This window comes from Hymenobacter monticola, from assembly GCF_022811645.1.
GTDB classification, from domain to species: Bacteria; Bacteroidota; Bacteroidia; order Cytophagales; family Hymenobacteraceae; genus Hymenobacter; species Hymenobacter monticola.
Genome location: NZ_CP094534.1, coordinates 3,190,349 through 3,203,717, shown reverse-complemented (window position 1 = coordinate 3,203,717; position 13,369 = coordinate 3,190,349). Strand labels below are relative to the sequence as shown.

Annotated in this window: 12 protein-coding genes; 2 read left to right on the top strand and 10 right to left on the bottom strand. The window is 64.2% G+C overall.

Features of this window, described 5'->3' with window-relative positions; genetic code table 11:
• Window positions 1-78: 78 nt before the first annotated feature.
• Both MTP16_RS13410 and MTP16_RS13405 read left to right on the top strand, forming a co-directional pair.
• Complete coding sequence (locus MTP16_RS13410; RefSeq protein ID WP_243509591.1) at window positions 79-1,470, top strand: lactate utilization protein B; 1,392 nt, start codon at window positions 79-81, stop codon at window positions 1,468-1,470.
• Window positions 1,467-2,036, top strand: coding sequence for a LutC/YkgG family protein (locus MTP16_RS13405; RefSeq protein WP_243509588.1), 570 nt, complete (start codon window positions 1,467-1,469; stop codon window positions 2,034-2,036). Before MTP16_RS13410 ends, MTP16_RS13405 begins: the two co-directional genes overlap by 4 nt.
• A gap of 414 nt (window positions 2,037-2,450) precedes the next feature.
• Here the strand turns inward: MTP16_RS13405 and MTP16_RS13400 are convergent, their stop codons facing one another.
• The 10 genes from MTP16_RS13400 to galK form a co-directional block, all read right to left on the bottom strand.
• Complete coding sequence (locus tag MTP16_RS13400) at window positions 2,451-2,666, bottom strand: L-rhamnose mutarotase (RefSeq protein WP_243509585.1); 216 nt, start codon at window positions 2,664-2,666, stop codon at window positions 2,451-2,453.
• Window positions 2,641-3,441, bottom strand: coding sequence for a sensor histidine kinase (locus tag MTP16_RS13395; RefSeq protein ID WP_243509570.1), 801 nt, complete (start codon window positions 3,439-3,441; stop codon window positions 2,641-2,643). The genes MTP16_RS13400 and MTP16_RS13395 overlap by 26 nt, the downstream gene beginning before the upstream one ends.
• Window positions 3,420-4,073, bottom strand: coding sequence for a hypothetical protein (locus tag MTP16_RS13390; RefSeq protein WP_243509567.1), 654 nt, complete (start codon window positions 4,071-4,073; stop codon window positions 3,420-3,422). Before MTP16_RS13390 ends, MTP16_RS13395 begins: the two co-directional genes overlap by 22 nt.
• Before the next feature lie 204 nt (window positions 4,074-4,277).
• The gene (locus MTP16_RS13385) at window positions 4,278-5,150 is read right to left on the bottom strand and encodes a hypothetical protein (RefSeq protein ID WP_243509564.1); all 873 of its coding nucleotides are present in this window, start codon (window positions 5,148-5,150) and stop codon (window positions 4,278-4,280) included.
• 49 nt (window positions 5,151-5,199) lie between these two features.
• Window positions 5,200-6,747, bottom strand: coding sequence for a DUF6056 family protein (locus MTP16_RS13380; protein WP_243520059.1), 1,548 nt, complete (start codon window positions 6,745-6,747; stop codon window positions 5,200-5,202).
• Between the two features lie 77 nt (window positions 6,748-6,824).
• The gene (locus MTP16_RS13375) at window positions 6,825-8,738 is read right to left on the bottom strand and encodes a DUF294 nucleotidyltransferase-like domain-containing protein (RefSeq protein ID WP_317244064.1); all 1,914 of its coding nucleotides are present in this window, start codon (window positions 8,736-8,738) and stop codon (window positions 6,825-6,827) included.
• Between the two features lie 154 nt (window positions 8,739-8,892).
• The gene (locus MTP16_RS13365; protein WP_243509561.1) at window positions 8,893-9,618 is read right to left on the bottom strand and encodes a 3'-5' exonuclease; all 726 of its coding nucleotides are present in this window, start codon (window positions 9,616-9,618) and stop codon (window positions 8,893-8,895) included.
• A 125-nt stretch (window positions 9,619-9,743) separates the two neighbouring features.
• Window positions 9,744-10,769 carry a LacI family DNA-binding transcriptional regulator gene (locus MTP16_RS13360; protein ID WP_243509557.1) on the bottom strand — a complete coding sequence of 342 codons (1,026 nt, stop codon included), beginning with the start codon at window positions 10,767-10,769 and terminating at the stop codon, window positions 9,744-9,746.
• A 119-nt stretch (window positions 10,770-10,888) separates the two neighbouring features.
• The gene (locus tag MTP16_RS13355; protein WP_243509555.1) at window positions 10,889-11,947 is read right to left on the bottom strand and encodes a UDP-glucose--hexose-1-phosphate uridylyltransferase; all 1,059 of its coding nucleotides are present in this window, start codon (window positions 11,945-11,947) and stop codon (window positions 10,889-10,891) included.
• 180 nt (window positions 11,948-12,127) lie between these two features.
• Complete coding sequence (gene galK, locus MTP16_RS13350; RefSeq protein ID WP_243509550.1) at window positions 12,128-13,294, bottom strand: galactokinase; 1,167 nt, start codon at window positions 13,292-13,294, stop codon at window positions 12,128-12,130.
• Window positions 13,295-13,369 lie beyond the last annotated feature (75 nt).

The following is a 13,369-nucleotide window of genomic DNA, read 5'->3' as shown; positions in this document are numbered from 1 at the left end:
ATCTTGACCGGTGCCCCCTCTCCCTTAGGAGAGGGGGTTAGGGGGTGAGGCCCCACGTTGAACAAAAAATATTTTACTATGTCCCACGCCATTCGCGCCGATAAATTCCTGCTGGACGCCGACCGCACCACCTGGCACGACGAAACCCTCTGGTTTGTGCGGGAGAAGCGTGACCGGGCCGTGTATGCCGTGCCCGAGTTTCAGGAGCTAAGGGAGCTTGCGTCCGGCATCAAAAACCACACCTTGAGCCGGCTCGACCTGTACTTGCAGGAGTTTGAGGCTGCGGCCAAGGCTAACGGCGTGCACGTGCACTGGGCCGCCGACGCGGCCGAGCACAACGCTATTATCCTCGACATCACCCGGAAAGCGGGCGCCACGCGCATCGTCAAAAGCAAGTCGATGCTGACCGAGGAGTGCCACCTAAATCCGTTCCTGATACAGCATGGCATAGAGGTGGTAGATACGGATTTGGGCGAGCGGATTATTCAGTTTCGAGACGAGCCGCCGAGCCACATTGTGCTGCCGGCCATCCACCTGAAAAAGGAGGATGTGGGCGACACCTTCCACACCCACCTCGGCACTGATAAGGGCGAAAACGACCCGCAGCGCCTTACCGAGGCGGCGAGGCAGCACTTACGGGCCAAGTTCCTGGCGGGCGAAGTTGCCATTTCCGGCGTCAATTTCGCCATTGCCGAGACTGGGGCGGTGGTGGTGTGCACCAACGAGGGCAACGCCGATTTGGGCGTGAACCTGGCCAGGGTGCACATCGCGGCGATGGGCATTGAGAAGATTATTCCGCGGCTGAGCGACCTCGGGGTGTTCACCCGTTTGCTGGCGCGGAGTGCTACCGGCCAGCCGGTTACCACTTACACCTCGCACTTCGCAAAGCCCGCGCCGGGCAAGGAGATGCACATTGTCATTGTAGACAATGGGCGCACACAGCAGCTGGGCCGGCCCGATTTCCGCGCCTCGCTGAAGTGCATTCGGTGCGGGGCCTGTATGAACACCTGCCCGGTGTACCGCCGCAGCGGCGGGCACAGCTACGACTTCACCGTGCCCGGCCCGATTGGGGCCATCCTGTCGCCCAACATCGACATGAAAAAGCACAGCTCGCTGCCGTTTGCCAGCACGCTTTGCGGCTCGTGCACCGACGTGTGCCCGGTGAAAATCGATATTCACACCCAGCTCTACAAGTGGCGGCAGGTGCTGGGCGAGGCCAACGAAATTCCGGCCTCGAAGAAGTGGGGCATGAAATTTATGGGCCGCGTGCTGGCCAGCACCCGCGTGTACGGCCTGGGCGGGCAGTTTGCGCGCAAGGCCCTGCGCCTGCTGCCGCACGGCCTCACCCACGCCCCTTCCATGAACGCCTGGGCCGTGGCGCGTGAGCTGCCCGAGGCCCCCAAGCAAAGCTTCCGTGAGTGGTACGCCAAGCAGCCCGCCCCCGCCGCCCCATCCAAAACCTCCGCATGAGCCTCACTTCCCGCGAACGAATTCTAGCCGCTGCCAAAGCCAACAAGCCCGAGGAACTACCGCTGCCCACTGTGCCGGACTTCGGTGGCGAGGCCACCGTGGAACGGTTCACCACCGTGCTCACGGGCATTGGCGGCACCGTGGTGCGCATGGGCGGACTGCAGGAGCTTGGCGAAACGCTGCAGCAGCTGTTTCCTGAAGCGCGCAACGTGGCCTCCCCTCTCTTCCGCGGCACCGTGCCGGTGAATAGGGAGACGCCCACGGGCATCCTAGCCGAAATTGATTTGGCCGTGCTGCCTGGCGAAATCGGCGTGGCGGAGAACGGCTGCGTGTGGCTGCCCGAGGCCAACATGCTGCATCGGGCGCTGCCCACCATCACCCAGCACCTGGCGCTGGTGCTCGACCAGCGCCAAATTGTGGCCACCATGCACCAGGCGTATGCCCAGCTGCCCCACACGGGCGGCTACGGCAAGTTCGTGGCCGGGCCGTCCAAAACGGCTGATATTGAGCAGTCGCTGGTGATTGGGGCGCACGGCGCACGCAGTCTCGTGGTGGTGCTGTATTAGGCTCAGCGGCGGAAACCCGCGTGTTGAAACAAAAAAGAAGCGGCCCCCAATGGAGGCCGCCTCTTAGTCTTTATTGTTTCACTAAAACTCACTTTTCCATTTAAGCGGGGAAGCTGGCAGTTGGGCCAGCTATGGCTTTCTGATTGTAACCAATGCCGCCCTGAAACCAACGATGCTGATTCAGCCTGGAGACAACCTCATTGGTCAGCCATGGGGGCTCCGAAGAGGCCGGGCGAAGTGACAACACTGACGTGGCGCGCCGCAGAAACGGATGAAAGAGGACTCCCACCCAATCTTTTTCCATCCTGCTGCGCACCAGTCAGGTTGTAAATCACTCACAGTACAAATCTGCTCATTCATCTAGCCGAAACCTTCCCGCACCCTCCTGCTATTTCAAGAAAATTTACGGCGATTTTAGTCCGGGCGGAATAACCGCGCCAAGGGCTGCACCGCCGACGGATTGTCGGGGCTGGTTTTCATCAAGTCGCCCATGTAGGCCCACCAGCGCTGCATGATTCCGGTGCGCGGTGTGTCGGCGGTGGTGAGGCCGGGCAGTGTCACGGCCTTGGTTTTGGTGTTGATGTGCCAAGCAGCACCTGGCCGGCTAAGCCGCCGGATGGTCGAGCTCAATGCGGGTTTGGGTGCCGTGGCCGGGCGCCGAGTGCTGCACCAGGCGCGCGTTCAGCATCTCGACCCGCACGGCGATGCTGCGCAGGCCCACGCCTGCCGTTTCGGCCGGCGGACCGGGGGCCTCAAAGCCGCAGCCGTTGTCGTCGACGGTCAGCGCGAGGTGGGCCTCGTGCTGCCACAGCCGGATGGCGAGGAGTGTGGCGCCCTGGGCATGCTTCAGGCTGTTGTAAATCAACTCCTGGCAGATGCGGTAGAGGGCCAGCTCCTGCACGAGCGGCAGCGGGTGCGGGTAGTGCGCCTCAAACTCGACGCGCAGGGTTTCGGCCCGGCGGCTCAGGTCGGCGAGGTGCTGCAGGGCGTGCACCAGGCCCACGCGGGCCAGCATGGCCGGGTAGAGGCTGTGCGACACGGTGCGGACCTCCTGCACGGCCGAGCCCAGCACCTCGCGGGCCAGGCCGAGGAGGGCGGGCATGTCGGCATCGGGCGGGTCGGCGGCCAGGCGGTCGACCAGCATTTTGGCCATGGCAATGGACGAGGCCACGTCGTCGTGCAGGTCGCGGCCGATGCGCTCGCGCTCGGCTTCCTGGGCCGTGATAATGGCGGCCAGCAGCGCATTCTGGTGTGCGGCTTCGGTGCCGCGCTGCTGCAGTTGCTGCTGAAACAAGCGCCGCTGGTAGGTGACCACAAACCACACGAAGCCCCCGGCCAACAGCAAAAGCAGCCCAATGCCCCCCAGCAGTAGCGGCAAGAACGTTACTTCTGCGGGCGCATCCATAAGGCTCGGAAATAGCAGCAATAAAGCCCCGCGATAAGCACCGCGTGAATGGTCCAGACCCAGAGGTTCAATTCTCGGGAGTAGTGCTCCAGCATGTAGTTGCTGAACAAGGAAATGAGCAGCTTACCCAACGAGTAAAGCACCAGGCCCGTCGACACCCAGAACATGGGGTCCTGGGTCAGGCGCGGCACCCGCAGCTCGTTCAGCAGCTTGCGGAAATACAGCATGGCCAGCAGCAGCAGCAGCAGGCTTTCGAGCACCAGCACGCCGGTTTTAAACTTGGCTTCGGGCGTAGTGAGGCCGCTCACGCCCGCGTAGAGCACAAACGCGCCCACCCACCACGGCTGCCACCGCGCAAACCGGGCCGACCCCAGCGCCCAAGCGTATACCAGCGACAGCAGCCACAGCTCCCCGGAGGCGTCGAGCGGAATGAGCACCAGATTGGAAACATGGCCGTGCATCAACTCGGAAGTGCCCTCCACCAGCAGCCCAAACCAAGCCACGGCCACCAGGTAGCGCAGCCCCCGGGGCAGCTGCCGCCAGCGCACCAAACCCAGCAGCCCCGTGAGCAGCAGCAGCACGCGCGAAACGTTGCCGATTGCAATCAGCCAGAAGGCGGCGTCGAAGGTCATGGAAGCGGAACGGGCAAGAGAAACAGATGGCGCACCGAAAGCGCGATAACGCCTGGTAAGGCCGCGCTTAGTCGCCGCAGAATCAGCAAAGCTACGGCCGCGCGAAGCACCTTGGTTTTTTCAGTTATTGCTTAGGCCAGGTTCGGGAAAGACAACCGGTTCGCACCCGGGCTCTGGGCGATAACCACAGGCGTTAATGGCCTACTAATTTGCGGAACGCGCCCGTGGCCGCAGCCTCCACAGCCGACCTTTTTCGTTGCCAACCAGCAAAGTAGAATCGGTGAGAAACGCCAGGCCCTCGGCCTGGCCGGTGCGGGGCAGCGCCCGGAAGCGCTTGGGCCCGTCGAACAAGCGGCAGCCCGGCGCATTGGCGAAGAAAAATACGCCGCCGTAGCCCAGCAGGGCCACCGTGCGCCCGTCGGGGCTGACGTCGGCGGCCGTGATGGGGCGGCCCAGGCGGAGGCTGTCGCGCAGCACGGCCACGTGGTGCCCGGGGCGGGCCGGTAGCACGTAGTGCTTGGTGAGCTGGCGCAGGCTGCGGTCTTTGCTGAACAAGTGCAGTGTGTCCTGGTAAAAGTAAAAGGCTTCGCAGTCGAAGTTGCGGCGGCCCCGGCGCGGTGGGAAGGCCGTTTGGTCGGCGTAATGAAAGGCAATGGTGTCGACCACCGGACGGCCGCCGGACCAGTCCAGGCGGTAGATGGCCAGGTCGGACCGCTGGCTGCGGTTGTTGCCAAAGTCGCCAATGTAGAGGCGGCCGGTGGGGTCGCGGGCCAGGTCTTCCCAGTCCTTGTTCGGCAACGGCGAGAGGTCAAGCTGCCGGCGCACCGCGCCCGGCAGCGCAAACTCGGTGAGGTGCGCGGGCGAGCCGCCGTCGCCGTGGGTCCAGAAGGTGCCCAGCGTGTCGGCGCGGGCCAGGCCGGAGCTTTCGCGCACGCTGCGGGGCAAGCGGCCCACTTTGCGCACCTGATAGCGGGCGCGCTGGAAGCGCCCCCGGCCGTGGTTGGCCGGCGCGCCAACGAGCACGGCGTGCAGGAAAACCAGGACGGGAAACAAGGCGTCGCGCAGCAGGTGAAGCATCGGAACAAAGCAAAAAGTAACCCAGCTACTTCACCATACTGATTAAGCGTCAGCGTTTGTTCGGCTTGCCGGGCGGGGCGGGCGCGGTCCAGATGGCTTGCTTGTTGAAAAACGCGGCGTAGGCGCGGTTGCCCCACAAAGTCGGGTTGGTGGAGATGTCCCACCAAAAGAGGGTTTCCGGCTTTACGCGGAGCGGTTGTATTTCAACCGATTTCGCTGGAGTGCTTCGGATGAGTTGGTACCGGGCTTCTTCCTCCCGGTCGTAGCGCGCCGCATCGCCGCTGAGCCAGTCGCGGTAGGCCTGGGCCACGCTGTTGGTGGGCGTTCCGACGGCTTCTCGCTTCAGCTTACTATTATGGTCCGAGGCAATGAGCAGCCCCAGCAGCGCCAGTAGCGCCGCCCGGCCGTAAGCAGGCAGCGTGGGAAGCGGAGCCAGGCCACGCCGCTGCCGGTGAGCCAGCAGCCCCACCCACGACATCAACCAGCCCACCAGAAAAAAGGCCACCAGCACGTTGCGGGCCCGCGAGGGCGGCGGCGTCCCTACCGCTACATAGCTGAATACATAGCAAAGCAACAAGCCCAGAAACAGCCAGGTGGGCCACACCCAAACCCACCTCGCGAGGCGCACCAGCGGCAGCTGGGCCCGGCCAGCCAGCCGCTGTAGGGCCGGCAATACCAGCAAGGTCAGCAGGATAACAAAGCCATTGGCCAGCCAGCCGTACAATGAATAGCCCAGGGCCACCGCCGCCAGCCCCAGGCTGCGCCCCAGAGGTAGGTGGGGGTGCAGCGAGGCCGCCTGCCGGGCAAAGTTGCCCGGCGCCAGGGTAGCCACAGCTGCAGCGCCCACCGCCAGCAGCAGCAGGGCCAGCGGCGCGCCCGCCAAACGCCGCTGCCAGATTTGGGGGGCCAACACCAACAGCAGGGCCAACACAAAGCACCCGATAATCTCGGAAAAGCCCGGTGCCAATGCCGCCACCATCAGTGCCAATGCCCACCAGACCGCGCGGGCCCCGGCCCTTTCCGCGCTGGCCAAACGGGCCAGGGCTCCCAGCAAAACCAGGCAGCAAGCCGTGGCCAGCGTGTAGGCCAGCGCGCTGGTGGCCCAATAAAACGCCTCGGTGGGGCTGGGCAACAGCAGCAGGAATGGCACCAGAAAAAGGCTGCCGGCGGCCAGGCGCACGCGCGCCGGCACCCCGCCTCCACCCAGTAAATTCCATCCGGCAAAGGCGACGCTGGCGGCGAAAAAGAGGATTAAACCAAACACAAACGGCTGGTAGGCCCCCAAGCCGCCCCAAGCCAGCGGGTGCAGCGCCGTCACCAACGACGACGAAAACCGCCCCGACCATTGCCCATACGTGGTGGCCACGTGCTGCCACACGCCGTGCTGCCGCACCGTGGCCGGAAACACAAAGTCGTCGAGGTAGGGATGGGCGTAAAACGCCAGGCATAGAAACGGCAGCAGGCAGGCCCCCGCCGTCACAAGCAGCGCCACCGCCCCCTTGCCCCCGACGAGGCGTTCCCTTGCTTCGCGCCCATCCGGCTCTGCGCCAACCATCGCCGGCACCTGTTGAGCTAGTTGTTCGCCGCCGTTCTGCATCAAGCCAGATGAATCAGGTAAGTCTTCATTTCATAAATAAGTCCACACACCGTGGCTGGCCTGCCGGGCCCGCCCTCCTACCCCAACGACTTCGTGAAGCCCACCTTAATCTTGAGCTGGAAATCGGAAATCACCTTGAAAATTTCCTTTAGCGTCACCTGCTCTACTTTGGTGAGGCGCTTGGGGTCGAGGTAGTTGTCGGGCGACACGTTGTCGCTGATGATTTGGGCGGCTTGCTTTTTCAGGCGCACGCCCATCAGATAGTAGTACGACTGCAGCAGCTCCTGGGCTTCGCGCTCCGTGAACACGCCGGCGGCGCGCAGGGCTTCGAGGCGCTCGCCGGTATTGGTGGCGAAAATGCGGTGCTTGAGGGCGTACATGCGCACCAGGTCCACGATGGGCGACATGGTGCGCTTGAGGTTGAACACCTGCTGCGAGCCCACGGCGAAGGTGCGGATGTTGCGGAAAAACGTGAGCGGCGGCTCGTACTGCAGAGCATTCACGGCCATGTAGTGGAAGAACCGCTCGCGCGGCTTCTGCAGCTCAGCATCGAGGAAAGTGTGCAGCTCGTCCATGATTTCGGCGTCGCCATAGATGTAGCGGCAGTCGAAAGAAGCAGCGAATTGCATGCCGGCCTCGGGGTTGGCCTCGGTCATCCACTCCACGTAGTTGCGCTTCCAGTGCGAGAGCGAGTGCGTCCACTTCGGGTTTTTAGCCATGAAGCCGCCCTCGCAGTAGCTGAACCCAATGGCGTTGAGCTGGTCGCTCACCATCTCGGCAAACTTCAGGAAGTAGGCGCGCACCAACTCGCGCTGCTCGTTGGCCTTGTCTTCGTAGATGATGGCGTTGTCCTGGTCCGTGAGCAGTGTTTGCTCCTTGCGGCCCTCGCTGCCCAGCACCATGTACACGAAGCGGGCCGGCGGCGGCCCCAACTCGGCAATGGCCCCCTCGATGAGCTTGAGGGCGATGGTGTCGGACACGGTGGTGATGACCTGATTCACGATTTCGGGCTTCACGCCGCGGTTCAGGAGCTGATACACCATTTCCGGCACTTGCTCCCAGCGGCGCTTCAGCTCAGGCACGGCCTGCGCCTGCTTCACGCTCTGAATAAAGATGAACGGCGACTGGTCCTGGTCGTCGGTGAGCAGCTTGTTGCGGCTCAGGAAGCCCACGTACTCGCCGTCGGTTTCCACCAGCAGGTAGCGCGTTTTGGTCCGGAACATCAGCAGAATGGCCTCATACACAAAGGCCCGCGAGCTGATGCTGACCACCGGCGCATCCAGGATGGTTTCGACCGGCAGGCGCGCATCGGCCAGGCCGGCCACTACCTTGTCGCGCAGGGTGATGTCGGTGACGTAGCCGATAATTTGGCCGTTCACGTCGGCGTCGGTGATGAAGTAGCAGCTGGTGCGGGCCTCGGCCATGCGGCGGGCTACTTCGTGAATGGGCGTGTAGGCCGCGCACAGCACCATGGGCCGCAGCTCCAGCGTTTCGATGCGGCGCGAAAACAGCTGGTCCGAGGCCAGGTAGCTCTGGCCGGCGCTGGTGAGGGGCCGCACAAAGTGGGCATACTCCTCGTTGAGCATGCGCTGCCCGTAGCGCGCCGTGAAGAAGTGAAAGAAGCCCTCGTAGCCCTGGCACAGCGCCAGAAACTCGCGTCGGTGCAGGAAATACACGCGGGTGTTTTTCTTGGCCACCACCGTGCGCAGCGACTTTTTCCGGTTCAGCAGCAGCGACACGCCGCCGTAGCAGTCGCCCCGCCGGCTGTATTCCACCACGCGCCGGTTCTGCTGGCTGTCGTAGAAAAATGTCTCGTACTCGCCCTCCACCAGAATGTCGAGCCCGCGCAGCTTCGTCTCGTCCTGAAAGTAGATGACGCCCTCGCGGGGGTGGTGCACCTCCTGCAGGCCCGCGGCCACTTCGGCCAGCACCTCCTCGGGCAGCAGGTCGAAGGGCTTGACGACGCGGAGAAAATCGAGTTTATCGGCCATGGTACCGGGGTAGCAGAAGTGTTAAAAGTAAAACGGCGCAGCTGGCCTAAGACGGCCCGGTCCGACCGCCCTAGGCGGTCCGACCGGTTGAAGTAAGCACAACGCCGGGCCAACGGCATCCGGTCGGACCGCCTAGGGCGGTCGGACCGGTCATTTATCGAATCAACCAAAACGCCAGCCCCAATAGCACCAGCGTCCCCAGCAGCAGCCACGGCGCCACCCCAATGCGCAGCCGCTTCCGCCGCAGCGGCTGCACCGGGCGCTCCGGCGGCACGGCCACGGGCGTTTGTTGGGCAATGGTTTCGTCGGTGATGAGGCCTTGGCGGCGCATCTCGAAGTAGCAGCGGGCGGTGGCGCGCACATCTACCAGCGCGTCGTGGGCGTGGAGCAGCGGCTCGTGAAAAAGCCGCTCGTACAACTCGCCCAGGCGCAAAAAGCCTTGCGTGGCGTGGCGCACCAGCGGCCCGGTGGCCCGCATGGTGCAGAAAGTGGGCAGCTCGGCCAGCACGTTTCGGAGGCCGGCGCGATGGAAGCCCACGCCCACCATGTGGAAATCGAGCTGCATGAAGTGGGCCACCACCAGCGGCTGGTAGTGCTGCAGGTCGCGGTGCAGGCGCTGCATCACGGCGTGGCGGGGCCGGCCGTTGGCGCGCAGGAAGTCCACCGTGAGGCCGTGCACGCGGCCCGACTCGGGGCTCATGTCGTAGTCGCTGGGCTGAATGTAGTGGTTCTCGGCCTTGATTTCGCGGCCGTCGGGCGTGCAAACCACCCAGGCCAGCTGCACGATGTGCGGCCAGCTTTTGCGGCTGGCATACGGCTTGGTCCAGTCGCGCGGAATGCCCGAGGTTTCGGTATCCACGAACAGCAGGTAGTCTTTCACGGCGCGGTATCAGACAACTGAAGCTAGAACGATGTAGGGGTGGGGCTTGTCCCCGCCCCTACATCAAACGGAATTGTTGTAGCGGTGCAAACGTCCGGGCGGAGGCAAGCCCCGCCCCTACCCGTTCAGTTCTGCGCCGACGACGCCCGCGTGAGCAGCTCCGGCCGGAGCACTACTTTGCGGGGCGTGCGCGTCTGGGTGTCGTGCTGAATCATTTCCAGCAGCAGGCGGATGGCGGCGCCGCCCATTTCTTCGCAGCGCTGGTCGATGGTGGTGAGCTTGGGCTCGGTGAGCGAGGAAAAGGTTTCGTTGCCGAAGCCGACCAGCGCCACGTCCTGCGGCACGCGCAGCCCCTTTTCCTTGAGGGCTTCGAGTGCTCCCACAGCCGTGAAATCGCCCGACGAGAAGATGGCGTCGGGCGGCTGCGGCAGGGCCAGCAGCTGGCGGATGCCGGCCGCGCCATCATCCAGCGACATGTCGTGGCAAAGCACCACCAGTTCCTCGGCCAGCGGCACGCCGGCGTCCTGTAGCGCCTGCTGGTAGCCGGCGTACCGGTCCTTGAAGATGTTGAGGTGCTGTGGCCCGCCGAAATGGGCGATGCGGCGGCGGCCCTGCGCCAGCAGGTGGCGCGTAGCTTCGTAGCCGCCGCGGTGGTCATCAATCACCACGGCGCTCACCTCACTGCCGTCCAGAATGCGGTCGAAGAACACCAACGGCAGGTTGCGCTGCTTGGCCTTTTCGAAATGCTGAAAATCGTGGGTGTTGCGGGCCAGCGACACCAGAATGCCGTCGACCTGCGCATTCATCAGCGTTTCCACGTTTTTGGCTTCGTGGGCGTGGTCCTCGTTGCTCTGGCACAGCATCACGTTGAAGCCGGCCTGGTTGGCCACCGCCTCCGCACCTTTCATCACGAGGGCGAAGAAATGGCCGTCGATGTTGGGCAGAATGACGCCCAGCGTGTTGCTACGGCCCTTGCGCAGGGCGGCGGCCAGGTGGTTGGGCTGGTAGTCGAGCTGTTCGGCCAGCTGCCACACCCGCAGGCGCGTGGCCTCGCTGATGCGCGAGTGCCCGCTCAACGCCCGCGACACGGTGGACACGGCGAGTTTCAACTCCTTGGCAATGTCCGAGATAGAAGCGCGTTTGGGCGTCAAGGCGAATAGAAAAAAGGTGGAAAGGCCGGTTAAGGGAAACGCAAAAGTAAGCCTTTCCCCGGCCTATCCGCACTCCTTTATTTGGCTATGCAAAGGTTTGCGCCAGTGGTCCGGCCGCGCTATTCCGCCGGCACGCCCTTGTAGTGCACCTCCGACTGCTCCCGGAGCCGCCCGGCGCTGAATTCGGGGGTCACGTCGCGCTGCGGGTCGCCCAGCATCTCGTAGCCCACCATGAACTTGCGCACCGTGGCCGAGCGCAGCAGCGGCGGGTAGAAGTGCATGTGCAGGTGCCACTCGGGGTGCTCCTGGCCGTCGGTGGGGCGCTGGTGCAGGCCAGCCGAATACGGGAACGAGATGTTGAACAGGTTGTCGTAGCGAATGGTGAGGCGGCGCACGGCGTCGGCCAGGGCGGTGCGCTCGTCGTGGGTGAGTTGGGTAATGTCCTGCACGGGACGGCGCGCAATGATGATGGTTTCGAACGGCCACACGGCCCAGTAGGGCACCAGCACCACGAAATGCTCGTTTTCGAGCACCACCCGCTCCTTTTTTTCCAGCTCAATTGTAAGGTAGTCGCTGAGCAGCGTGCGGCCGTGCTCCTCGAAGTAGGCCAGCTGCTGGGTGGTTTCCTTGGCGGGCTCGCCGGGCACGGTGCGCTGGGCCCAAATCTGGCCGTGCGGGTGCGGGTTCGAGCAGCCCATCATCGGGCCCTTGTTCTCGAAAATCTGCACGTAGTTGATGTCGGGCCGGGCGCCGAGCGTGGTGAACTCCTCCACCCACAAATCGACCACCTTCCGAATGGCGGGCACCGTCATCTGCGGCAACGTGAGGTCGTGGCGCGGCGAGAAGCAAATGACGCGGCAGATGCCCGACTCGGCCTCGGCCCGCAGCAGGCCGCCTTCGTTCACGCCGCCGGTGGGCACGTCGGCCGTGAGAGCCCCGAAGTCGTTGTTGAAAACAAAAGTCGACTCGTACTTGGGGTTCTGCTCGCCGCCCACGCGGCTGTTGCCGGGGCAGAGGTAGCAGGTGGGGTCGTAGGCCGGGCGCTGCTCCTGCTCGGTTTCTTCCTGCTGGCCTTGCCAGGGGCGCTTGGAGCGGTGCGGCGAAACAAGGACCCACTCGCCGGCCAGGGCGTTGAAGCGGCGGTGCGGGTGTTCGGTGGAATCGAAGGAGGTGGACATGATTGGAAAGGTTTTGTTCTGGCGTAGGGCCTCACCCCCCGGCCCCCTCTCCCAAAGTAGAGGGGGAGCCACAGCGGCGCGGGCAACGTTTGTTTAAGTTTAATGAGACACGAAAAGCTATTGAGTAGGTCATCAGCCCCCCTCTCCCTTCGGAGAGGGGCCGGGGGGTGAGGCCCCACGTCAGGCCGTTGCCACTCCTACCCCGGCCACAATAGTCGTCTGGTAGGTTTCCAGCTTCAGCCCCAGCTTTTCCTCATACGCCTTGCTCACGCTTTCGATAAACGCATCTACCTTATCCGGGGCCACCAGGTTGATGGTGCAGCCGCCGAACCCGCCGCCCATCATGCGGGCGCCGAACACGCCGGGGGCCTTTTGGGCGGCTTCCACCAGCACATCCAGCTCGGCGCAGCTCACCTCGTAGTCGTCGCGCAGGCCGGCGTGCGAGCCGTACATCTCCTTGCCAAAACCTTCCAAATCGCCGGCATTGAGGCAGTCGCAGGCCCGCACGACGCGGGCGTTTTCCTGCACCACGTAGGCGCAACGGCGATACACGGTGCCGCCCAGCTCGCCCTTTAGGGCTTCGAGCTGCTCCATGGTGGCGTCGCGCAAGCTACTGATGCCTTCGTAGTGCTGCTGCAGGATGCTCACGCCGCGCTCGCACTCCTGGCGGCGGGTGTTGTACTCGGAGCTGGCCAGGCTGTGCTTCACGCCCGAGTTGCAGAGCACGATGCGGGCGGCCTGGGTGTCGAAGGGGAAGTACTCGTATTCGAGGGAGCGGCAGTCGAGGCGCACTACCTGACCCTGGCGCCCAAAGAGGCTGGCAAACTGGTCCATGATGCCGCACTGCACGCCGGCGTAGGTGTGCTCGGCAAACTGGGCCACGCGGGCCAGCTCCATCTTCTCAAAACCGGCGTCGAGCAGCTGGTTGAGCGCGAAGGCCAGGCCGCACTCGATGGCGGCCGACGACGACATGCCCGCGCCCAGCGGCACGGTGCCGGCAAACACGCAGTCGAAGCCCGGCACAGCCACGCCGCGCAGCTGCAGCTGCGCCGCCACGCCCAGCAGGTAGTTGGCCCAGTGCGTGTCGCTGGGCGCGATTTCGGCGGGGTTGGCCAGCTCCAGGGTTTCGTTGAGGTCGTGGGCAACCAGCCGGATTTGGTCGCCCTTGTTCAGGCCCACGGCAAACACCGCCTCCTTGTCGACGGCCGCCGGCAGCACGAAGCCGCCGTTGTAGTCAGTGTGCTCGCCGATGAGGTTCACACGGCCGGGGGCCCGCACCAGCAGCGGCGCGTAGCCGAAACGTTGTTGGAAATCAGCTTTCAGGGCTTGGGCAAGGGTCGCGGACATGGGAACGGGGCAAAATGGAAACGGGTGGAAAGTACGGCCTCGGGCACGGGCTTGCGTACGCAGACGGCGCCAGGC

Bases quoted from the DNA above. Each gene is read 5' to 3' on its own strand.
- MTP16_RS13410 (WP_243509591.1), top strand. From the start codon at position 79: ATGTCCCACGCCATTCGCGCCGATAAATTCCTGCTGGACGCCGACCGC.
- MTP16_RS13405 (WP_243509588.1), top strand. From the start codon at position 1,467: ATGAGCCTCACTTCCCGCGAACGAATTCTAGCCGCTGCCAAAGCCAAC.
- MTP16_RS13395 (WP_243509570.1), bottom strand. From the start codon at position 3,441: ATGGATGCGCCCGCAGAAGTAACGTTCTTGCCGCTACTGCTGGGGGGC.
- MTP16_RS13390 (WP_243509567.1), bottom strand. From the start codon at position 4,073: ATGACCTTCGACGCCGCCTTCTGGCTGATTGCAATCGGCAACGTTTCG.
- MTP16_RS13385 (WP_243509564.1), bottom strand. From the start codon at position 5,150: ATGCTTCACCTGCTGCGCGACGCCTTGTTTCCCGTCCTGGTTTTCCTG.
- MTP16_RS13380 (WP_243520059.1), bottom strand. From the start codon at position 6,747: ATGCAGAACGGCGGCGAACAACTAGCTCAACAGGTGCCGGCGATGGTT.
- MTP16_RS13375 (WP_317244064.1), bottom strand. From the start codon at position 8,738: ATGGCCGATAAACTCGATTTTCTCCGCGTCGTCAAGCCCTTCGACCTG.
- MTP16_RS13355 (WP_243509555.1), bottom strand. From the start codon at position 11,947: ATGTCCACCTCCTTCGATTCCACCGAACACCCGCACCGCCGCTTCAAC.
- galK (WP_243509550.1), bottom strand. From the start codon at position 13,294: ATGTCCGCGACCCTTGCCCAAGCCCTGAAAGCTGATTTCCAACAACGT.